Here is a 21160-nt window from a genome sequence, read left to right on the forward strand (position 1 = left end):
CGCCTCAAGGATCGTGATCTCGGCCGTCCGATGACCGACCGGAACACCGAGACCTGATCGCATAAACGCATGCAGGGGTCAATTTTCAGATGCCGGAAAGGGGTCAAAATTCAGATGCCGTTGACAGTTCTCGCAGCTTGGATGTCGAGACATCACGACGGCAGAGTTCGACAGAAAGCACTTCGGCAACTCCTCGAATCAGATGCACAGTGGACAATCCCCTTCGTCATCCAACTTTGTGGTGACTATGTGATCGAAATTGGTCAAGATGTCCTTGAATTCATCACGTCCACGTTGCCGCAACATCCTCAACTCCAGGCTGCCTACGTTCAGTTCATCAGGGACAACCCCAGATTCTTGGAAATCACTGTTCAACGAGCGGTGAGCTACTGGAATGACGATTACAGACGATGGATCCGACGCGAAAGCTACCCGCAACTTGCGGCGCTCGATGCCTTGGCTGCCATAACTCCCGTAGTGGTCGCCCCGACGAAATTACTGCCGACGAACTGTAGACGTCGGTCGATGCGGCGACCTCAGCGATTCACCATGCTGAACCAGTGAGGCGCTGCGCATGCGCCACAACTCCGTCCGGGCCGTGTGCAAGCAGCTCCTGTAGCGGCGTTCGGCCGGCGAACTCATTGCTCGGCTTGTTCATCCAGGCCGACAAGCTCACCGGCCCACCAGGAAATACGGCTTGTAGCGTGTCCAGGCGTGGAACAATTCCGGAAGCATTGTCCGGCACGAATTGCCAAGCCGGTAAACGCCATTCGCGTCCCCGCTTAAGGCCAATCAACTTGCCCTCGTCGATCTTGGCTGTGATTGCCTGTTCGCGGATACCCAGTAGGTGTGCGGCTTGTTTACACGTCAGGCCGGTGGCAGCGATAGCCTGCCGAGCAGCGTACTGGTTTGCTAAATTCCCAACGATCGCTTCGAACGCTTCAGTTCGAGTGGGCACAGTCCCCCACGATTCTTCGTCCAGGTCGTCGTTCCCACTCAATGTCATCAGACTTCCTCCATGCACGATGGACCATGACCACATACCCACACTATGTCGCTGACCCCGAAATGCAGGACCGTACGGTTACCTTTGACTAATGGACACCGTCTCGCTGATGTTGAATTCACCGCGGGGTCGGTACTTTTGCGCGAACATCGGCTTTGTCTGCACCAACGGCGATGGTTCGTATCGCGGTCTTCGACGCGATGTTTTTGATGTACTCGCGAAAGTCGATGTTCGAGCGATTTCACAGTTGTCCGAAATCGAGATACTCAACGCGTTGGCATATGCCGTGGATTTTGCTCGCTACTGGCAAGCGCCGGACGAAGAAGACCTGATCTTCGCTCACCCGGAAATCGTAGAGTCTTTGAGGCCCATTGCCCAAGCGATCTTGGAGTCACCGCACACCAGTTGGTGGAGTGAGTCAGTCGACCTCGCCAACCAGCGAGTGGTGCAGAAATTCGAATCGATTCCTGACTCGCCCGCGGAGCCCCTGCGCATTCGTCAAATCGGGGACAGCCTCGAACGCTGGCACGCCCACATGTTGGATTACGAAGCACAGTTCGTCGAATACGTGAAGGCGGATCCTGACAGGAATATCGGCGGCGAATGGTGGTCGATCCCGGCGGCTGATGGCGTATATGACACGACGCGAGAACGCGATGGCATCGGCGCGATGGAACTGATGCTTGAAGAAGATAGCCCCGGATTTGGCTATCCACGTGTCTGGCCTGTGCGTGTCCATGGAACGCCTCGTATCTACGAGATCACCTGTCCCGCAGACTGGGCTCACCTCGTTGATGCCTATCCCCTCGCTATACCGGCATGGCGTCGGTTTGTCTGGCACGAGACCACTGGTGAGCATCACAACTGGTTCGTTCCGGATTGGACCGCTGTGGTCGCCGATTACGACGCCGTGCACCTCACTATGGTCGGCTATCTCACGACTCCAGGAATCGCGATCCCTCTGGCCGAACACTCAGGTGCCACGGTCCTTGCCGGCTGGAATCCCGACGTCACGAACTGGCTGTGCAGTGACTTCATCACTATCGGCGACACCATGACGGAATGGCGTCGTTCGCCTGACGGCCCGTGGGTAGAGGCCTCGTCAACTCCGTCGCCGCAGAAGCTACCAGTTAGCGTTGACACATGGATTCCGTTTCGCTGATGTTGAATTCGCCGCGTGGCCGGCACTTTTGCGTGAACATCGGCTATGCGTGCATGAATGGCGATGGTTCGTATCGCGGTCTCCGACCTGCGTTTCCGGATGTCCTCGCGAAAGTCGATGTTCGAACGATTGAGCAGTTGCCCGAAAACGAGATACTCAATGCACTGGCATATGCCGTCGATTGCGCGCGGTATTGGCAGACGCCGGACGAAGAAGACATCGTGTTTGCACGCCCGGAGAGCGTCGCAGTTTTGAAGCCAATTGCTGAGGTGTTGTTGGCGTCGGCAATTGCGAGTTGGTGGACCGAGCCCGTAGACCTTGCCAACCAGCGATTGGTCCAGAAGTTCAATTCGACTCGTGATGTGGCCGAGTTACCGCTGCTCATTCAACCGGTGGGCGACGGACTGCAGCGGTGGCGAGAAGGTGCAGTCGCCCAGGAAGCAAAGTTCGTCGAGTATCTGATCGAGGATCCCGACAACACGGATGGCAGTGAATGGTGGTCGATACCTCTCGCTGACGGGGTGTATCGCACGACCCGATCACGGGAATGCATCGGAGCGATGGACCTCATACTTGAAGAAGACGGCTTCGGATGGGGACACGCGCGTATCTGGCCAGTGCAGGTACAGGGAGCGCCTCGGGTCTACGAGATCACGAGCCCAGCCGACTGGGCGCACCTCGTTGATACTTATCCCCTCGCTGTGGCCGCATCGCGTCGTTCAGTCTGGCAGTACACCACTGGTGAGTATCACGACTGGTTCATTCCGGATTGGACCGGAGTTGTCGCCGATTACGACGCCGTACACCTCACGATGATGGGTTATCTTTCGACGCCAGGGATTACGATCCCTCTCACTGAACATTCCGGTGCGACCGTGCTTGCCGGCTGGGACCCCGACACAACCTATTGGTTGAACAATGACTTCCTGGCTCTCGGCGACATGAGAATTTGGTGTCACTCCCCCGACGGTTTGTGGGCACCGGCCTGATCTGCGCGTGTGGTCTCGACCGCCGTGCTCATCTTGGTCAGGAACTCACCGATCGTCTCCAACTGCTGCGGTGTGAAGGTTTCCAAGACATCGATGGCGTGCCCGATGAGGGGGCCGAAGAATGACAAACCCAGGTCCTTCGCGCTGTCGGTAACACCGAGAAGCACCCGTCGGCGGTCGTTGTCATCCCGTTCGCGCTCTACGAGGCCGTTTTTGTTCATGCGATCGATCAAGGCTGTCACGGATGCGGAGTTCAAGCCCAACTGTTGGCCCAGCCATCCCGGTGTCGCATGGCGACCAGAGCGTTCGGCATCGAGAAGGCAGATCAGCGCACGCACATCGGTGGCGTGGAGTCGGTGTTGAGTCGCGAACTCCGCGCCGAACAAGTCCAGCTGCACCACCAGTGCGCGTAGTTGATGCACCATCTCGTGTCCGCTGGCGCTCGGCGCCTTCTTCTGATCAGTCACTTCGACTCCCTTTGCTCGACGAAATTAGTTCCATTGTCTATTATCTCGATCATCGAGATAAATGAGATGGAGATAATGTTGACCAGATCATCGATCGAACAGTTTGCGTCCACAGGCGCTGGTGAGGCTTTCCATCGCGCCTATGACGCGGTCCTTGCCAAGTGGCCAGATGGAACCGCTTCTATGGCACTCGAATCTGATTACGGCATAACCCATGTCATTACCTGCGGCCCGCAGGACGGCCCACCGGTGATTCTGCTCCCGGGCGCTGGTGCGACTTCGACGGTGTGGTTTGGCAATGCAAGTGCGCTCAGCGCACACAATAGGGTCTACGCGGTGGATCTGATCGGAGACGCCGGTCGCAGTATCCCCCACAGCAAGCCGGTGAAGACTGTCGATGACCTGATTAGTTGGCTCGAGAGCGTCATCGACGGTCTGGGGCTCGACTCCCCCAGCCTGATCAGCCACTCGTACGGCGCAATGATCGCCTTGGCCTGCGCCATACGTAACCCTGACGCCGTGAATCGCCTAGTGCTGATTGACCCGAACTCGTGTTTCGCGGGCATGAAGCCGCAGTACCTCCTGCACGCGCTGCCAATCCTCTTGCGTCCGAACGAAAAGCGCGAACGCGCCTTCATCGAATGGGAAACCGATGGCGCGTCACTGGACGAAGACTGGTTGTCGCTGCTCGCTCTCGGTGCAGCTAGCTTCCCGAAGTCGAAAACAATTGTGCCGAAGCGCCCGGACAAGAAGGCTCTTGCTTCGTTGTCCGTCGCTACCACCGTCATACTTGCCGGTCGAAGCAAGGTTCATGACAGTCGACGATTGGAAGCGTTGGTACGGGCTTCGATTCCTCACGTCAGAACAGTGATTGTCGATTCGGCGACGCACCACACCCTTCCGATGCTGCCGGCTGCTGAACTCAACGCAGCGCTCTGCTCTGCGCTCGGATCGTAATAAGTTCTCTCCTGCACGCCGACACGGCAGGTACGCGGTACACTGATGGCACAACTGGAGGTGATGACATGCTCGTCGACCGGGACCGCGCACGTGATTCGATTCATGCCTTGTCGGATCAGGACCTTGTGGTGCTACTTGCCGAGGAGTTCTCACGCCGACCCAATCTGCGACCAGTGCGCGATGATGTGACTGCGCTTCTAGCTATGGGACCTGCACTGGCATTGCAGCACGAGTGCGCAGTAGCGAATCCTGCCGCCGCCGCAGTTGCCCGAACCCGCATCGTTGCCTCTGCACTCAATTCGATTGTCGAAGAGCACGAGATGCTCGACTCGACTGCAGTCAGTCGTGTCCTGGGCAGATCTGCGACAAGTCGAAATACAGCCAGTCGACTCACCTCTACCGGTACCGTCATCGCCTTACCGGCGTCGGGGCAGAAGCTTTATCCAGCTTTCCAATTCGACTCTGAACATCAGAAGGTGCGACCGATCGTCGCTCAGATCAACCGGATCCTTGGCGCCAAAGATGATCCGTGGGGCGTCGCATCGTGGTGGCTGAATCCGACTGCGTTTGCCGACGACCCTCGTTCGCCCGCCGAACTCGCGGTCACGGGAGGGCATGAACAGGATCTGCTCGATATGGTCGACGATCTGACGCAGGGCTGAGTGGATTTGGATTACACTGATCCACCCTCGCCGCTACCTCCTGCATTGATCACCACAATCCCTGTCGGTATGTCACTGTGGCGTATTCACAGCGCAACACGTGGCGCTGCGGATCTCAACCCCATCTCGAGGCCTCGCGTACGTGTGGGTGGCCGCTTCGACAGTATCGACGGTTCGTACTCATATCTCTATCTCGGCGACAGCCCAGCCGCAGCGGTGGGCGAGACGCTGTGCCGGAACCTGCCGGTGAATCATTCCCCTCGCCTCATCCCGCGTGCTCAGATTGTCGACCGGGTACTTAGTGAGCTTCGGACTGTCCGTCCGGTGCACGTGGTCGACCTGACGGGAACGGGTGCAGCGCGAATCAATGCCGGCGCTTGGCTGACCAAATGCGATCCGTCCGGATACCTCCACACACGACGATGGGCTGCGGCAATACTCGCAGCGAATCCTGATGTCGACGGAATACAGTATCGGCCCCGACACGATGAGAACACTCTGTCTTGGATGCTGTCCGACTCCCCCAGCGTTTCTTCTCATCCTGCCGTCGAGGCCGTCGCTGGGCTGATTCCACTCGACTGCGCCGACGGTCACTACCTACTTGGCACGCTGCTGACCGCTCACAATGCAGCGCTAGGGCCGATCTGAACACCCACCCCGCGGGTCGAAGATTTGTGCAGTCATTAGTGGTGGCAAAGGTGGTGTTGATGCTGAGACTGAAGTCGCGTTGGTACTTGTAGACCTAGGATATAGATTCGGAAAATTTCATGGTTCCGTCACCCGCTGATATTGATTGCTTCGAATGTTGACCACATTGGGGTCGACCGCCACTTTTTTGATCGCGATTCGATTGCGCAAGGAGACTACTCTCCCAACCGCGCCGGCTAGCGTGTCCGAGGCGCCTCGCGGGACGGCAGCGAAAGCGCCAAAGTCCCCCAATGTCAACGAAGTAAACGAAAAGCGCCCCCTTCTACCCTTGCCGCAGTTCCACACCAGCGGCATATTTGCCCTTCCGCTGAGGACACCCCCCAGTGTGTCCTCAGCGGGGTTCGCCACCTGACTCCCCGATCTCCTTGCGATAGCGGTGAATTGGTTTGGAGGGCGTGAGGTTGTGAGTGTCTGGTTTGCAATGGTGCGAACTAAGACCGCTTCCCGAGATTCGGGAAACTTCATGTTTCCGTAGTTGACTGATATTTGACACTCCGAACATGGAAAGGGTTTCTCGGCGTTCGGGCAGACTTTCGATCTACTTCGAACGCGGGATGACCCTACACCGACATTCGCTCATCAGTTCGAAGGCATCTCCCAAGGAGTGTCGGGTAGTACGTGCCCGGTTTCGAGGAGTGACTTCAAATTGGACAGAACCGCCGGCCAACCCTGGGAAATATCGTTGTACTCCCCCTCGTCGACGAGGTTCTCGTGCATAACGGTGAGCCTCACAATCGCGCCGAAGGGTTCGATCGTGAAGGTCACTTGCGACGAGGTGTCGCCGCTACCGTCGGACGCTGCCCAAGTCGTGACCAGTCGGTGTGGCGGTTCGCTCTCGATTACCGTGCCGACGATATCGGCGATGCCGGACCCGTCGATCCGGCGATGTTCCCACGAGGAGCCGACATTCCAGTCCGAGACATTGCTGTGGCCCCAGTACGACGCCGAGGTGTCGGCATCGGTAATGGCTTGCCAGACCGCCTCGGGCGAACTCTCGATATACGTGACGTACTTGTAGGTGGGCTTGGTAGTCATGTGGGCCTCCGCTTGTCGTTTGATGTCGCTGAGTGTGTTCAGTCGTGAATGTTCGAACGTATCGATCCACCGTTCCCGAATATCTTCGAGCGGAACGGGATTGAGGTAGTGAAGCTTTTCCCGGCCTCGTCGGACGGTGCTCACCAGATTTGCCGCCTCGAGCACGGCGAGGTGCTGTGTTGCTGACTGCCGCGTCATTGCGACGCGTTCGCACAGCTCCCCCAGCGTCTGTCCGTTGTCCACCCGGAGGCAATCGAGCAGGAACCTCCGTGTCGGGTCGGCCAAAGCCTTGAAGACCATGTCGATCGATGACGCCATACATCGATAATATGCAGTTAAATACCTGCATGTCTACCATCAGATAACCGACCAAATAGTCCGAACTATCAACAACGTCTAGGTTCGCCTCGCGAACCTCTTGATATGCGCTGATCGACGGTGTCGGTCGATATACCTCTGGTGACCACCAGCATTGTCGGGACCATGGTTGTGCTCGTTCTTTGGGGGTTGGCTACGGCAGCGTCTCGGTCTCCACGCAGTCCCGGGTTCGTATCGCCGATCCCAGGCGTGTCGAGCTGACCGCCGCACTCTGGTCCGGTGTCTTTAACCTCAGCATCGCGGTAGGCACCCTCGGCCGCGGGCTCATCGTCGACAACGCGAGCACCTCATGGGCCATGTCCGTCGCGGCAATCCTCGCACTCCTCGGCTGCTTGACCGCCATGATCGCCAGACCTCGCCAAAGCTCGGAATATATGGCAGCACCATTGCAATGAGGACCGAAAACCACCGCGCAGCGAGAATTCTGAACCGGACCCAGGAAGCGCCCGGGAGCCCAACTGTCTGAAAGAAGCAGGACCGTGCCGAGGTCGACGTCTACTCGTCGACCGTTCTGTTTCGATCGCGTAGGGATCGTAGGTCTTCGCCGACCCCCTACGAAGGCTACCCAGATCAGACGTGGTGTCCGTGCAGGTGTGCGTCGTGAAAAGTACTCCAAGTCAATCGACTCTCACGTACGGCCAACCAGCGCGCGGTGTCCTCAATCCCCGCTTCGAGGGTGCGCGAGGGCACCCATCCGAGTAGCTGGGCTGCGAGAGTGTTCGACGCATAGGCGCCGGCAGTGTCTCCCGGTCGTCTCGATGACGTCCTGACTACGACGGCGTGTCCGAGCACCTCTTCGAAGGCTCGGACCAGTTCCCACACCGTTGTCCCCCGTCCGCTTCCCAGATTGACGACGGTGGTGCGGGTCGAGTCGGCTGTAATCCGATCGAACCGTTCCAATGCGCGGATATGCGCGTCGGCAAGATCCCAGACGTGGACGTAGTCGCGTACTCCGGAGCCGTCTCGCGTCGGCCAGTCCGTTCCAGCGACAGCGAAAGGTGTGCCTGTCGTATGTGCTTCGAAGAGTTTCCCCAGAGCATGCGTCGGACGCGCCGATTGCAGTCCGCTGCGCAATTCCGGATCTGTCCCCACCGGGTTGAAGTATCGAAGCGACACGGCCGACAAGTTGGTTGCTGCAACGATGTCCGCGAGCATCGATTCGAAGTGCGCCTTGCTGCGCGCGTAGGGACTCTGTGGGGCAATAACCGAGCGTTCTTCGACACATCCTCCGTCGTCGGAGGCGTACACCGCGGCCGACGAGCTGAACAGGAATCGCGTGCACCCGTTGCGGAGCAAACTCGAGATCAGTGTGAGCGCCTTGACCACGTTGTTGTCGTAGTACGCCACCGGGCTGGTTACGGAGTCTCCGACGACGATCAGCGCTGCGCAGTGAACGGTTGCCTCGATGTCGGGATGCTCGACAAAGATTGTGTCGACAAGTGCCTCGTCCGCGATGTCTCCCCGATAGAACGGGAAGCGTTGTGCGAATTCGATTCGGCCTGTCACCAGGTTGTCGAGGATCACGACATCGATTCCGGCGTCAGCGCATCTCGACGCAATGGTGCTTCCGATGAATCCGCCACCGCCGGTGATGAGTACCTTCACGCTGCTCCCCCGGCATCTCCGAACGCAATACGCGCACGTCGGGTGAAATGTGACAGGCGGGCGCGTGCCAATGCCAGTCCGTGTAGGTCGCGGCCTTCTCTGACGGAGAGCCTGTCCCGATCGAGGAACAACGGCACCATCACGACGTCGCGGTAAAGTGAATGCAGGCGTGAACGATCCGCCAACCACAACGTCCAACGCCACCACAGCCGCGCGGAACGCGTAGTACCCAGGTCATGGCGTCCGAACACCGATTCCACCGCTGCCAGGTGTGCGGTCACTGCTCGGCGGACATCACGAGGCAACGGGCGCCGCACCAGTTGCTCGACAAGCGACGGATCGAACACCAGTAGGTAACCCACATCGAAAACGCTGTTCAGTGCAGGGTCGGCGCGAATCAGAGCGCGATCGGCAAGCCGTGCGTGCGCGATGATGTGAAGTGCGACATCGGCGACTGACAGTGTGGACGATCCCGATGTAGCGGAAATTCCTTGGGCGGCTATCTCCCTTGTCAGTGCATGACGAGCAAAGCGTGGGAGCAGATGCGAGTGGATCTCGACGGACCCGTGACGGTCGTCGCGGAGCAGTGCCGGTTCCTGGTGATCGTCATGATCGATGGAATCACTGTCTACTTCGTCGGCGAGAACCATCCGGTAGCCAAAGTCGATGATCGCGTCGTTGGCGGGCACCGCGTGAGCAGGATCGATGACCAGGAGGTCGATGTCGGTCATCCGCCTCGCCGCGGGATTGGGCCAGACCTTCCATTCGAGAAGCGCCGCACCTTTGAGCGCAACTGTCGGAAATCCCTTGCCTCGCAGCATCTCCTGCAACTCGACTCGCTGGGATTCCAAGTCCGCGATACGGAGCGCATTGCGGTGATGGACCAGACTCAAGGTTAATTCAGGACTCGAAGCGGAGGACGTGGATTCCGCGAGCATCTTCGCGAAACTTGTCGGTAAGGTCGACGCGAATCCGGCGTCGACCGCTGCGGCAGCCAGAAGTGGCAAGACTTTGTGCCGGGCGGCTGCGTCGATGAGCCGGGGCCAGTCCTCGGCGGAATATGAACGGATCAGGTCTGGCCCACCGGCAGGATCGAGCATCGCAATCAAGTACCGCGTGTCGCGCATGACGCCACCAATTCGTCGACGGAAGCGACCCCGGTATCAGCATGGTGCCGAGTGAGGCTGTAGCAGGCGGTGTTCGACAGCAAGGCGGCGATGTTTCGCAAAGTCAGACCATGGCTGTCGGACCACAATGCAGACTGCTCAGCTAGCGACTGCAAAGCCGCCGCCGTGGGCATCGGCTGGATGGCTGTCTCACTGTCCCCCCACCCGTCGAGAATCAACAACACGTCGATGCCGCGTACGGCTGACGCGGCGGATGGTGGATTCGGCAGTGTTGTGGGATCGAGCGCCCAGACCGGCGGTTCGTACGGCAGAGGGAGTAGTTCGAGCGCACGGATCTCGGGGAGAACGTCGAAAGTTCCGGCCTTGATGTGTATCCGCCGCGGTAGCCCTACTGCAGCTTGCCCTCGAATGAAGATCCCTTCGTCCGAGTGAAGCTGAGCGCCCCGTAGCGCCAGTGCTAGAGCCAAAGTGGTCTTGCCGGCACCTGAATGCCCGGCAATCGCCACTCGCACCCCGCCGCAATCAACCAAAGCCGCATGTAAGCGCGTCCACCCTTCGACGCGAGCGGCCGACATGACATCCCGGTGAACTGTGCGATAGATGCTCTCAGCGATATGCAGACCGTCGAGACCGATCAGGGTCTCCGTGTCTGTTTCGATCGTGGAATCAATCGTCACGTCCCAGCGATCCGAGGCGGATTCATTCGGCATTATGTTCGCGTTAACCCGTTGATCGGCAGACCACGGGCTCGCGAGCTTATGGTCGATGACGCCGACCTCGGGTATCAACGTCCCGGTGACAAGGGCATCAACCCACAGGTAACGCGCGCGGATTTCCTGGGCTCCGTGTGCATTCACCACGATTCACACCAACAAACGGGAGGTGATGAATTGTCCGAGCGTTTCGTTGACGATGGACTCTGCTTCGATCACGGGGATCTCCAAGACCTCGACAACCGCGTTGACGATGTTGCCGACGGTCCGCCCGTCACACAACTCCCACACCAACGTCGCGACAGGATTGAGATGATGCGCAATCTCGACGGAACTGTCGTACAACACAACACCGTCGGTGAGGTCGTTAGATTCGACGCTCGATGAGCGACGAGGTCTCGTATCTACCAGCAACTCGGTCACGGAATCTCCCTGCATCTGTCGGTGGACTGTTAATGGCCGAGTGTGAATCGTCGTGAGTAGTCGGCCTCAACCGCGCCGGCGCGGAGCAAGTCACGGTTGGTGGCGATTCCCGGTGAAAGCGAGCAGCACGTCAACGTACCGGCGACGTTGCCGTCAACCAAGAAATCGCCGATGGTGTGGTAGCGCCCAGCCCACGTCGTATATCCCTCGACATCCGAATTCGGGTCGGGAATGGAGTCGAGAATCCGCTCGAACGCACGTGAATGGACCAGAACGGCGTGACCGCCACGGTTTTGGGAAGCGGTACGGATCAGCGACGATCCGTCGAGCAATGAACCACTGCGAGATTTTGCATCGTGCCCCAACTGCACCACATCCCACGAACTATGTTCGAGTTCGGTACGCGCCGATTCCAGGATCGAACTGGACACATCCAGCAAGTCGACGTCGTCGGCGGTGACGAGAACTGAACCCCACTCCTTTTCCGCTGCCAGAGCAATCGCACGGCGCCAGGACGCTGCGAATCCGACGTCCGGGTTAGCACGGTCCTCGGACGCCGAAAGCCTCACTACCTCAGCAAGATTCCGAAGTTGATTGAATGTCCGCCACGACGAATGCCATCTGTCGATATCGGCGTCGAGGTTCACCACGACCACGCCGACCGTCGCGATTGACTCAGCCGACATCGACGTTTCATCAGTCGACAGAGCGGTTCTCGCTAGTGCCAGAGGCTGATTCAGTTCAATGTCAACGGCATCCTCAGCGAGCAACCATGCCGGCAGGCCGAATTCCGAAATTTCAGTGCCTGCGATCATTTCGGACAGCTGATCACGCAGACGCCGGTAGGCCATCTCACGCACGATCAACGCATAGCTTGCATGGTCATCGCCCCCTGAATGGATGACGGCACTGTCTACACCGCTTGCAAGATCGTCAGCGATATTTCTGAGCTTGTATGCGAGCGCACCGTCAAGCACAGTGTCCTCCGTCAGGAACACCACCGACTTCCAACCCAACAGAATCGCTTTGTCGATACCGGAGACGAATGCACTGGTAACCCGCCACATATCCGGTGTTTCGTCTGCCGGCAGCATGCGGTGGATCGCCAACTCGATCGACTCGGCTTCTCCCAGACACGAACGCCACGGAGCGATTCGACGATCATCACTGAGTACCAGGATTCCGCCGAAAGCGAGTTCAGGCTTCTGTACACTCAACTCAGCTTGCCGACGAATGCTGGGATAGGAGCCTTCCAGAAACATCGAGAATTGGCGGTGGATGGATTCGACGTCCCAACCGATCTCTTGCCAGCCCAGCAGGTAGTTGTGAATCCGATCCGGCCAATTGATGCGGTACGGGACGCCCGACGGCCGTTCGAATCGATGCAACCAACGGAAATTCGGCAGGCAGATCACTTTTCCGCCATTGATGCGGAACTTCTCGTGAATGTAACCTTCTTCACCACCGAATCCGGTGAAGTGCGCGTTCAACCCCGGCCAGGCACCGCGACGGCACGCAAACGAACCCAACCCTTGCATATCGATCTCGAAGGGAACCTCGGGGTTTTCCTTGGCCCGGGGGTCCACACCCCAGGCACCGAACATGCCTCGCTTCCACCGAGGTTCCATGTGGGTAGCCGCAATGTGGGAAGAATCCTGCGACAGCATTGGACCTTGAATCAGATCGTCGGTGTCGGGATCGGCATCGAAATGGGCCAACAACGACGCCAGTGATCCGGGAGCCAAAATCACATGAGAGTCGAGAACGAGTACATACTTTCCAGTTGCCTTGCGGAACAGAATATCTCGGACCGCGGTGGACCGAACATCCGTGAACGGAATGTACCGAAACCGCGGAATGTACTTCGCGAACGACTCCAGTATCGGCGCCGGCAACCCCTCAGGGAAATTGTCCAACAGTACGAACTCGACACGATCGAGAACTTCACGATGGTGAGTCAATATCGAATGGATCGTGAAGTACGCGCCGTCGAAATCGTCGTACGTCGCGATTGCAATCGTGAGATCTACGGACTCTCCATGGGGCGGTGTCTCCTGAACCTCCACTGCGTCCGTGCTCTGAAGAAGCTTCAGAGCACGGTGCAGCGCGATATCGAACTCACTCATCGTGATTTGCCCTTCGCTGCAGGCTGGTTACTAGGTCGGCTCTGTCGGATCCGTTGGGGGAACCGTCGGTTCAGTCGGCACCGTGGGCTCTGTCGATTCAGTCGGTTCAGTCGGTTCAGTGTGCTCGACTGGGGGCGCAGTGGTGCCGCCTGAACCTGATGAGCTACCCGAGCTACCAGATCCCGACCCTGAGCTACCCGAGGAACCCGACGATCCCGAGCTACCCGAGGAACCTGAACTACCCGACGACCCCGAATCTCCGGGCTGACCGGGTCCGGTCCCCCCGCCGCCATTTCCCTGGCCGCCATTACCGCCTTGGCCTGTCCCGTTTCCACCATCGCCCGACTGTCCGCCTTGGCCGTTCTGGCCCTGGCCCTGGCCGCGATTCGGAACACCAGACAGGTTGGGAGTGTCGCCCGAAGCGAAAGCTGGTGCAGCACCTCCCAAACTGATGGACGTCACAATCGGAACCGAAACTGCCGATGCGGCTAGTACCGTCTTGACGAACTTCCGGCGACCGACCGGCACATTCTGAAATGCGTCGTTGCTCATAACGTTGTCCCTGGGGTCTCGAGTGCCGAAGCACGGATCGTGACGAACTGGCAGAAACCTAGCATTCTCTGAGTAACTATTCGAGCACACTTGCCGAACTTCGGTCTGTTTTTCGTCCGATTTATGCCAAATTGCACGTTTTTACCGTATGTTACGACCTTGAGGTTTGATCGGTGCTAACTCCCAGTTATGCCAGTCCCGAAGGTGCACCTACATGCTGCTGGGGAGCTTTCACTCACCTCAAGACGAGACTTTCGTGACTATTGTCACCCATCCTTGAAGTCGCCTCGAATTCGAATCAGGAGTACGCGGCGCGCCGCACCGGACTCTCGCTGTCGATTCCGTCGAGGCATCAGTACGGTGATGTGATCGAACCATCAGTTCGAAATGAATGAGAGGGTGAGCACATGGATTGGGCATCAATCGGTGTAGGCGTCGGCTACGCGTCGGTCGCATTGTCGATTCTGGTTTTTGTGGGCGGATGTATTGCGCTGTTTATCTTGTCGATTCGGCAGTAGTCCACCGCGGACCGCAATCTGGCCACTCCCTGCACGAAATGATCACGGTGGGGAGTCGCCGGCTTGTTACTGGATCGATTCCGCTCAAGGTGGACACCTGTGAACTCGCAGAGAACCTGAGCGCTCGTGGGACTACCGTAGGACCCGTCGTCTACAACTCGAGGAGCATGGAATGAGCATCCAGTCGGTTGAATCGCACCGCCACAGAGTTGTGGTGATTGGTTCCGGCTTCGGTGGACTGTTCGGCACTCAGGCTCTCAAGAAGACTGATGCTGACATCACGATGATCGCGCGTACCACCCACCATCTTTTCCAGCCGCTCCTCTATCAGGTAGCTACCGGAATTCTCTCGGTGGGCGATATCGCTCCCGCTACCAGGCTCGTCCTGCGCAAGCAGAAAAATGCCCAGGTGCTGCTCGGTGAGGTCGAGACAATCGACCTCGAAAACCGAACTGTCACATCACGGCTCTTGGAGCGCGTCACCGTCACTCCCTTCGACAGTTTGATAGTTGCCGCGGGTGCCGGTCAGTCGTACTTCGGAAACGACCATTTTGCTGAGTTCGCCCCCGGCATGAAGACGATTGACGATGCTCTCGAGCTTCGCGGTCGCATTCTCGGCGCCTTCGAACAGGCTGAGCTTTCCGACGATCCTGCCGAGCGCGCCAGGTTACTGACGTTTGTTGTTGTCGGCGCCGGCCCGACGGGTGTGGAGTTGGCCGGTCAGATCGCGGAGTTGTCGCGGCGCACTCTCGACGGTGCGTTCCGCAAGATCGATCCACGTGAAGCTCGCGTTGTCTTGCTTGATGGTGCGTCGGCAGTTCTTCCGGTCTACGGCGGCAAGTTGAGCCGTAAAGCAGCGGAAACGCTCGAGGGCCTCGGCGTGGAGATCCAGTTGGATGCCATGGTCACCGACGTCGACAACGACGGGCTGATCATCAAGGAGAAGGACGGCACGCTGCGCCGCATCGAGTCGCAGTGCAAGGTGTGGTCGGCCGGCGTTCAGGCCAGCCCTCTCGGCAAGCAGTTGGCTGAGCAGAGTGGCGGCGAAACTGACCGCGCTGGTCGTGTGATGGTCAATCCGGACCTGTCGTTGCCTGGTCATCCCAATGTATTTGTTGTCGGTGACATGATGTCGTTAGACAAGTTGCCCGGTTTGGCGCAGGTCGCGATGCAGGGCGGCAAGTACGCCGCCAAGCAGATCAAAGCCGAGATCGACGGACAAGCGCCGACGACGCGGGTGCCGTTCAAGTACTTTGACAAGGGCAGCATGGCGACCATTTCGCGTTTCAGCGCGGTGGCAAAGGTCGGCAAACTTGAAATCAGCGGTTTCATCGGCTGGGTTGCGTGGCTTGCCATTCACTTGCTGTACCTGGTCGGCTTCCGCTCCCGCGCTTCCACGATTCTGTCGTGGGTCGTGACGTTCTTCGGTCGCGGCCGGGCTCAGATGGCGTCGACGGAACAGCAGGTGTTTGCTCGAAATGCCATGGGCGAGTTGGAGAAACACCAAAAGAAACAGTCAGATATCAAGACTGAGAAGTCTGCTGACAAGCAAGAAAAGGCAGCTGGCTGAGATCCTCAGCTGGACAGAACGGCGGCGGAATCAAGTCCGCCGCCGTTCTCGTGTTTCAGCCGATCAGCGTCAGTTTCCGATCGCTGCCGTATCGGTGATGTTTGCCAGACGAACCTGTCCTTTGGAGACCAGCCGGCCGCTCTCGTCGCTGATGCGGACTTCCCACAACTGGGATGTCCGACCGCGGTGGATCGGGTTGGCCTCGGCGGTGAGAGTTCCTTCGCGGGTTGCCCGCAAGAAATCGGTGTTGTTGTTAACGCCGACAACATGCCCGCGCTCCCCCAGCCACACAGTGCCGCCGATGCTGGCCAGTGACTCCACAACGGAGCAATACACGCCGCCATGCTGAATCCCGGCGGGCTGATGCAACGTGGGCTTGACGGTCCACTGTGCGCGGACGCGGTCCGGTGTCACTTCGGTGTATTCCAAGCCGATGGTGGCGTCGAAGCCGGTTCCCAACAAGTTCTTCAATTCGGCAATGTCAGCTGTGTCGGCCATGCCTTCTCCATCTGGGGTTCCGCGGCGCCGGAGTGGCTGCCGCTGACTACTTGCCTACACGAGTAGCTACTCGAGCCTGGACTCAGGTCCGGAAACAGGAACCGGCGGGCTCCGCATCGTGTGATGCGAAACCCGCCGTGGGAAGGACCGGGAGTCTCTGCAGCCCTCAGGACTCCGGCGCGGTCCGGCAGTTGATTGCACCGTGCGGGCTTGTAACTCCCGCTCCGTGCCACCCAAGCATAGGCAAGGTTTACCTAATTACGCAAGGGCTTCGTCGAACGTTCGCCAACGAGGACGCAAACCAGCCGCCTTTCGACGCGTCCGCACGGGAACTCCGGCGTCGACAAATGCGTCGAGCAATCCCTGTCCACGTCGCCACGCCGCAGTTTCGCCTCCACCCGCAAGGATGGGCACATAGGCAGTCGCACCCAAGATCGATTCCCCGACCAGACCCCAGAATCGGACGGAGTCGATGGGTGCACGCCGCGACACCGCGCCGTGCACCGCGCGAAGCGACGTCAGGCATCGATGCGCTACCCAGATGGACAACGCCGCCTCGCAGGGCATTTCAACAACCCCATCGCGGCCGTATTGGGAGCTTCCGGGAGCAACGCGCAGTGTTTCGTCAGTGATACCGGCCCAATCGATGCCACTGTCACTGTCCATGTGGATCCAGAGATTCTCCAGGCCCGGGTCCCAGGCGGATCCGTCTGCCACGATTGACGCCGCTACCCTGCCGACGACGGCATGGATCAACGACGTTGCCACTTGCATTGCGGCAGCTTCGCGATTGCCGAGGTCTTGCAACGATCTCGCCAGCAAGTGGTCCACTCGGTCCGACTCCAAGCCGGTGCTCAGTTTCCACCACCGCCGTTTTCCTTCGCCTGCCATCGCGGCCACCGCGTAGACCCGCGGGTAGTCACGGTTGAGGGCCCGCAGCCGGGCGCATGTGCAAGCGAATGCGTCAGTTCGGAGGTCGAGATCTCGTGACTGCACATGCTGGGTGGTCATGGTCATGGTCACCATGCGCTCCAATTCGCCGAAGTTATGTTGCCCGTTTAACATAGGTTAGCCTCACCATAATTCAAGAAATTGATTGCTGTGACCCTGAGCACCCGGATCAGATCCGAACCTAACCCGCACCGACCCCGGCTTCATAGGGTTCCGTAACCTAAGATTCGAATCCCCTGCGAGCAAAGACCAGGAGCTCGATCCACCAGTGACCATGACCGACATGCCCCGGAACGAACGACCTCCCGGGCCCAGCGAGACCTACGGGCGACGTATCGTCCCGCGCGGACCCGCACCTGTTCGTCTGCGTGTACTCGCCGCCGCATTCGACGCCGGCATCTTCGCGTTGCCTCTACTGATCGGCTGGTACGTCGTCTCGTCACTGCGTGACGCGAACGGCGGCGGTGAAGCCGACCGAGCAGTATTCGGTGGCACAGCCATCGCCGCCGCGCTCGGGTTGGCGATCTGGAATCTCGGATTCCGCGAAGGCAACACCGGCCGGACGTCAGGCAAAGGCTGGGTCGGTCTGACCACCCGTGACGCGTCGACGAAGCAGCCGATCGGACCTCGTCGCGCGCTCCTACGCCCGTTCAATCGAGCCGGAATCGAAGTTGTTCGCGAAAGCACTGCGCGCGACGAAGGATTCGAAGAACTCGAGCGGGACAACAGCGCCGGCACCATGAGGCGCCGCAGACTTGCCGGGCTCGCCATACTGGCGATCCTGTTACTACTCGTGATGCTCGCCAGTATCGCGGTCGGGGCGCGACCGTTGACGTTCGCCGAGATCTTTCACGCGATCTTCAGTTCGGAAGGCTCGCAGACCGACATCATCGTCCGCACATTGCGTGCCCCCCGAACAGCCCTGGGATTGGCTGTCGGCATTGCACTCGGTATTGCCGGTGCGCTCATTCAAGGTCATACGCGCAACCCCCTCGCCGATGCCGGCCTACTCGGATTGAACGCCGGCGCCGCGTTCTTCGTAGTCCTGGCTATCTACTTCTTCGGTTTCACGGCTCCGAGTCAGTACATGTGGTTCGCGTTTGCCGGTTCATTTGCCGCGAGCGTCGTCGTATTCGGGTTGTCCTCGATCGGTAGCGGCGGTTCCAGTCCGCTGAGCCTGGCACTCGCCGGTGCTGCGGTCGCGTTCTTCTTGCAGGCGATGACCGATGCCGTCATCATTCTCGATCAGACCAGCTTGGACGCCTACCGCTTCTGGGTGGTCGGTTCGGTATCCGGTCGAGGATTCGACGTGCTGTGGCAAGTCCTTCCCTTCCTGATACTCGGCTTGGTGATCGCACTCGCGAGCACGCCGGGCCTGAACGTTCTGAGCCTCGGCGACGACGTGGCTCGGGCACTCGGAACCAACATCGCATTCAGTCGGACACTCGGCATCGTCGCGATCACCCTGCTCACGGGTGCCGCCACCGCAGCGTGCGGTCCGATCGCCTTCATCGGGTTGGTGGTACCCCACGTCGCACGCGCCATCACCGGTCCCGACTACCGCTGGCTCGTGCCCTACGCAGGTTTGCTCGGCGCGATCATGTTGATCACCGCCGACGTTGTCGGCCGGGTTGTCGTCCGCCCGGGTGAACTGCAGGTCGGAATCATTCTTGCCATCTTCGGTGCACCGTTCTTCATTGCACTCGTACGCCGCAGAAAGTTGGCCAGCCTGTGACGCTCACCCACAACGAACGTCGAGTCCTGCCCCGAACCGTTCCCTCTCGCAAAGCTCTTCGTCTCGGTTCGTTCTCGCTGGTGTACCGCCCACTGCCGGTCGCGGTGTGCCTGGCGCTCGTGGTCGCCCTGTTCCTGCTGCTCTGTATCAATCTCGGACGCGGTGACTACCCGATCTCGATCCCGGATGTCATTTCAGTGCTCCTCGGAAACGGCTCGAAGACGCAGAATCTGATCGTTCTCGACATGCGCATGCCCCGTGCGCTCACCGCACTTTTCATCGGAATGGCACTCGCTATCGCCGGAGCCATCACTCAGACGATTGCCCGGAACGCCCTGGCAAGTCCCGATATCCTCGGTATCACCGCTGGTTCCAGTGCAGCCGCAGTCGCTCTGATCGTCCTGGGCGGCGGCGGATCGTTTGTGGGCCTGTTTTCGACGCTCGGCATTCCGCTGGCAGCTCTGGCCGGCGGCCTCATCACCGCGGTCGTTATCTACACGCTGGCGTGGCGCAAAGGTGTCGAAGGATTCCGGTTGATCCTCATCGGCATCGGTATCAACGCCATGTTGGTCGCGGCCACCCGCTGGCTCCTGATCTCCGCAGATATCAACGACGCGTCACGCGCACAGGTGTGGCTGAACGGGTCTCTCAACGGCGCGAGCTGGAACCAGATGTGGCCGGTCGCAATTGCTCTCCTGGTAGTCGGCGGATACGCCGTCATCGCATCGTTCACGATGGGCGCCCTGCGATTGGGTGAAGACAATGCAACGTCGCTGGGCGTGCGACTTCAGTCGTCGCAGGCCAAACTTCTACTCTCGGCGGTGGCACTGGCCGCAATCGCGACTGCAGCCGCCGGCCCCGTGGGTTTTGTGGCCTTGGCCGCGCCGCAGGTCGCGATGCGTCTGGTGCGATCGGCTGGTCCCCCGATTGTCGCGTCCGCACTGACCGGTGCCGTGCTAGTTGTCGGCAGTGACGTGATCGCTCGAACAATTCTTCCGGTGGAACTGCCCGTCGGCATCGTCACCTCAGCACTTGGTGGACCGTTCCTGATCTACCTTCTGGTCCGCAACAATCGAAAGGTCACGGGATGACCACCATGTCCACGTCCGTCGACGCACCGTCGCGGCTTGTCGCAAAAAATCTCACTCTCGGTTACGGCGATCGCATCATCGTCGACGGACTCGATCTCGAGATCCCGACCGGTGTGATCACGACGGTCATCGGCCCCAACGGTTGCGGGAAATCCACACTCCTTCGAGCTCTGGGGCGCCTACTCAAGCCCAAGAGTGGGTCAGTGGTGTTGGACGGCAAGGCAATCAGTTCCATGAAGACCAAAGAAGTTGCGCGGATCCTCGGCATGCTTCCCCAGACCCCGGTAGCACCGGAGGGACTGACTGTCGCAGACTTGGTCGCGCGCGGACGACATCCTCACCAATCGTGGATCCGCCAATGGTCCGCCGACGACGAGGGCGAGGTAGCTCGGGCCCTCGAACTGACCGGAGTGTCCGATCTGGCGGATCGCCCTGTCGATCAACTCTCCGGTGGTCAGCGTCAGCGGGCCTGGATCTCGATGGCGTTGGCTCAGGGCACCGACATCCTTCTGCTGGACGAACCGACGACGTATCTCGACCTTGCACACTCCATGGAAGTCCTTGACCTCGTGGATCAGTTGCACGAGGAAATGGGCCGAACCGTTGTCATGATCTTGCATGACCTCAACCTCGCTGTGCGCTACAGCGACCACCTGATCGTCATGCGCGACGGCGCCGTTGTCGCCGCGGGCATTCCCAAGGACATCATTTCGGCGGAACTTCTCCTGGAGGTGTTCGGCCTCGAGGCCGTGGTGATCGACGATCCCGTATCGGATCGGCCGCTGATCGTCCCGATCGGAACCCGGCATGTATTCGGCACGGTCGGCGGTCCGGTTGCGCGGCACACGAATTCCCACACCTCGGTATAAGCGAACGTACCTCTC

The 21160-nt window shown here is 59.4% G+C and carries 21 protein-coding genes; 11 read left to right on the top strand and 10 right to left on the bottom strand.

Annotated elements, in window-relative coordinates; all coding sequences use genetic code 11:
• Positions 1-544: 544 nt before the first annotated feature.
• A complete protein-coding gene (locus MTX36_RS27345) occupies positions 545-1006 on the bottom strand; it encodes an antitoxin Xre/MbcA/ParS toxin-binding domain-containing protein (protein ID WP_243622808.1) in 462 nt (153 codons plus the stop codon).
• A gap of 247 nt (positions 1007-1253) precedes the next feature.
• On the opposite strand from MTX36_RS27345, the gene MTX36_RS27350 reads away from it, so the two are divergent.
• Positions 1254-2168, top strand: coding sequence for a hypothetical protein (locus MTX36_RS27350; RefSeq protein WP_243622809.1), 915 nt, complete (start codon positions 1254-1256; stop codon positions 2166-2168).
• Positions 2150-3157: a hypothetical protein gene (locus MTX36_RS27355; RefSeq protein WP_243622810.1), complete on the top strand. Its 1008-nt coding sequence runs from the start codon at positions 2150-2152 to the stop codon at positions 3155-3157. Before MTX36_RS27350 ends, MTX36_RS27355 begins: the two co-directional genes overlap by 19 nt.
• Here the strand turns inward: MTX36_RS27355 and MTX36_RS27360 are convergent.
• The gene (locus MTX36_RS27360) at positions 3124-3582 is read right to left on the bottom strand and encodes a MarR family winged helix-turn-helix transcriptional regulator (RefSeq protein WP_243622838.1); all 459 of its coding nucleotides are present in this window, start codon (positions 3580-3582) and stop codon (positions 3124-3126) included. The genes MTX36_RS27355 and MTX36_RS27360 overlap by 34 nt on opposite strands.
• A gap of 225 nt (positions 3583-3807) precedes the next feature.
• On the opposite strand from MTX36_RS27360, the gene MTX36_RS27365 reads away from it, so the two are divergent.
• From MTX36_RS27365 to MTX36_RS27375, 3 genes are all read left to right on the top strand, one after another.
• On the top strand, positions 3808-4581 hold the full coding sequence (locus MTX36_RS27365; protein WP_243622811.1) for an alpha/beta fold hydrolase: 774 nt from the start codon (positions 3808-3810) through the stop codon (positions 4579-4581).
• A gap of 68 nt (positions 4582-4649) precedes the next feature.
• A complete protein-coding gene (locus tag MTX36_RS27370) occupies positions 4650-5246 on the top strand; it encodes a hypothetical protein (protein WP_243622812.1) in 597 nt (198 codons plus the stop codon).
• A 69-nt stretch (positions 5247-5315) separates the two neighbouring features.
• Positions 5316-5894: an RES family NAD+ phosphorylase gene (locus tag MTX36_RS27375; protein ID WP_243622813.1), complete on the top strand. Its 579-nt coding sequence runs from the start codon at positions 5316-5318 to the stop codon at positions 5892-5894.
• 639 nt (positions 5895-6533) lie between these two features.
• On the opposite strand, the gene MTX36_RS27380 is transcribed toward MTX36_RS27375, so the two are convergent.
• Entirely contained in the window at positions 6534-7289 is a 756-nt protein-coding gene (locus MTX36_RS27380; protein WP_243622839.1) for a metalloregulator ArsR/SmtB family transcription factor, read from the bottom strand.
• Between the two features lie 200 nt (positions 7290-7489).
• Between MTX36_RS27380 and MTX36_RS27385 the strand changes: the two genes are divergently transcribed.
• Positions 7490-7762, top strand: a complete 273-nt coding sequence (locus MTX36_RS27385) for a hypothetical protein (protein WP_243622814.1) — start codon at positions 7490-7492, stop codon at positions 7760-7762.
• 175 nt (positions 7763-7937) lie between these two features.
• On the opposite strand, the gene galE is transcribed toward MTX36_RS27385, so the two are convergent.
• From galE to MTX36_RS27410, 5 genes are read right to left on the bottom strand one after another with little or no spacing between them, the layout of a single operon-like run.
• Positions 7938-8972, bottom strand: a complete 1035-nt coding sequence (gene galE / locus MTX36_RS27390) for a UDP-glucose 4-epimerase GalE (RefSeq protein ID WP_243622815.1) — start codon at positions 8970-8972, stop codon at positions 7938-7940.
• On the bottom strand, positions 8969-10099 hold the full coding sequence (locus tag MTX36_RS27395; protein WP_243622816.1) for a nucleotidyltransferase family protein: 1131 nt from the start codon (positions 10097-10099) through the stop codon (positions 8969-8971). The genes galE and MTX36_RS27395 overlap by 4 nt, the downstream gene beginning before the upstream one ends.
• A complete protein-coding gene (locus MTX36_RS27400) occupies positions 10078-10959 on the bottom strand; it encodes a hypothetical protein (protein WP_243622817.1) in 882 nt (293 codons plus the stop codon). The genes MTX36_RS27395 and MTX36_RS27400 overlap by 22 nt, the downstream gene beginning before the upstream one ends.
• A 3-nt stretch (positions 10960-10962) precedes the next feature.
• Positions 10963-11235, bottom strand: coding sequence for a PqqD family protein (locus tag MTX36_RS27405; RefSeq protein WP_243622818.1), 273 nt, complete (start codon positions 11233-11235; stop codon positions 10963-10965).
• Between the two features lie 29 nt (positions 11236-11264).
• Positions 11265-13361, bottom strand: coding sequence for a glycosyltransferase (locus MTX36_RS27410; protein WP_243622819.1), 2097 nt, complete (start codon positions 13359-13361; stop codon positions 11265-11267).
• A 118-nt stretch (positions 13362-13479) separates the two neighbouring features.
• On the opposite strand from MTX36_RS27410, the gene MTX36_RS27420 reads away from it, so the two are divergent.
• Both MTX36_RS27420 and MTX36_RS27425 read left to right on the top strand, forming a co-directional pair.
• Positions 13480-13629, top strand: coding sequence for a hypothetical protein (locus MTX36_RS27420; protein WP_243622841.1), 150 nt, complete (start codon positions 13480-13482; stop codon positions 13627-13629).
• Positions 13630-14603: 974 nt separating this feature from the next.
• On the top strand, positions 14604-16001 hold the full coding sequence (locus MTX36_RS27425) for an NAD(P)/FAD-dependent oxidoreductase (RefSeq protein ID WP_243622820.1): 1398 nt from the start codon (positions 14604-14606) through the stop codon (positions 15999-16001).
• Between the two features lie 69 nt (positions 16002-16070).
• On the opposite strand, the gene MTX36_RS27430 is transcribed toward MTX36_RS27425, so the two are convergent.
• Together MTX36_RS27430 and MTX36_RS27435 are read right to left on the bottom strand one after the other, a co-directional pair.
• Entirely contained in the window at positions 16071-16499 is a 429-nt protein-coding gene (locus MTX36_RS27430; RefSeq protein WP_094272916.1) for a PaaI family thioesterase, read from the bottom strand.
• A 258-nt stretch (positions 16500-16757) separates the two neighbouring features.
• A complete protein-coding gene (locus MTX36_RS27435) occupies positions 16758-17510 on the bottom strand; it encodes a hypothetical protein (RefSeq protein ID WP_243622821.1) in 753 nt (250 codons plus the stop codon).
• Positions 17511-17733: 223 nt separating this feature from the next.
• On the opposite strand from MTX36_RS27435, the gene MTX36_RS27440 reads away from it, so the two are divergent.
• Genes MTX36_RS27440 through MTX36_RS27450 form a run of 3 tightly spaced genes read left to right on the top strand, consistent with a single transcriptional unit; the run spans position 17734 to position 21145 of the window.
• Positions 17734-19185, top strand: coding sequence for an iron ABC transporter permease (locus MTX36_RS27440; RefSeq protein ID WP_243622822.1), 1452 nt, complete (start codon positions 17734-17736; stop codon positions 19183-19185).
• A complete protein-coding gene (locus MTX36_RS27445) occupies positions 19182-20276 on the top strand; it encodes an iron chelate uptake ABC transporter family permease subunit (RefSeq protein WP_243622823.1) in 1095 nt (364 codons plus the stop codon). The genes MTX36_RS27440 and MTX36_RS27445 overlap by 4 nt, the downstream gene beginning before the upstream one ends.
• Positions 20273-21145 carry an ABC transporter ATP-binding protein gene (locus MTX36_RS27450; RefSeq protein WP_243622824.1) on the top strand — a complete coding sequence of 291 codons (873 nt, stop codon included), beginning with the start codon at positions 20273-20275 and terminating at the stop codon, positions 21143-21145. The genes MTX36_RS27445 and MTX36_RS27450 overlap by 4 nt, the downstream gene beginning before the upstream one ends.
• Positions 21146-21160: the final 15 nt, after the last annotated feature.

The sequence above is a fragment of the Rhodococcus sp. ARC_M6 genome, from assembly GCF_022810305.1.
Classification (GTDB): Bacteria; Actinomycetota; Actinomycetes; order Mycobacteriales; family Mycobacteriaceae; genus Rhodococcus_F.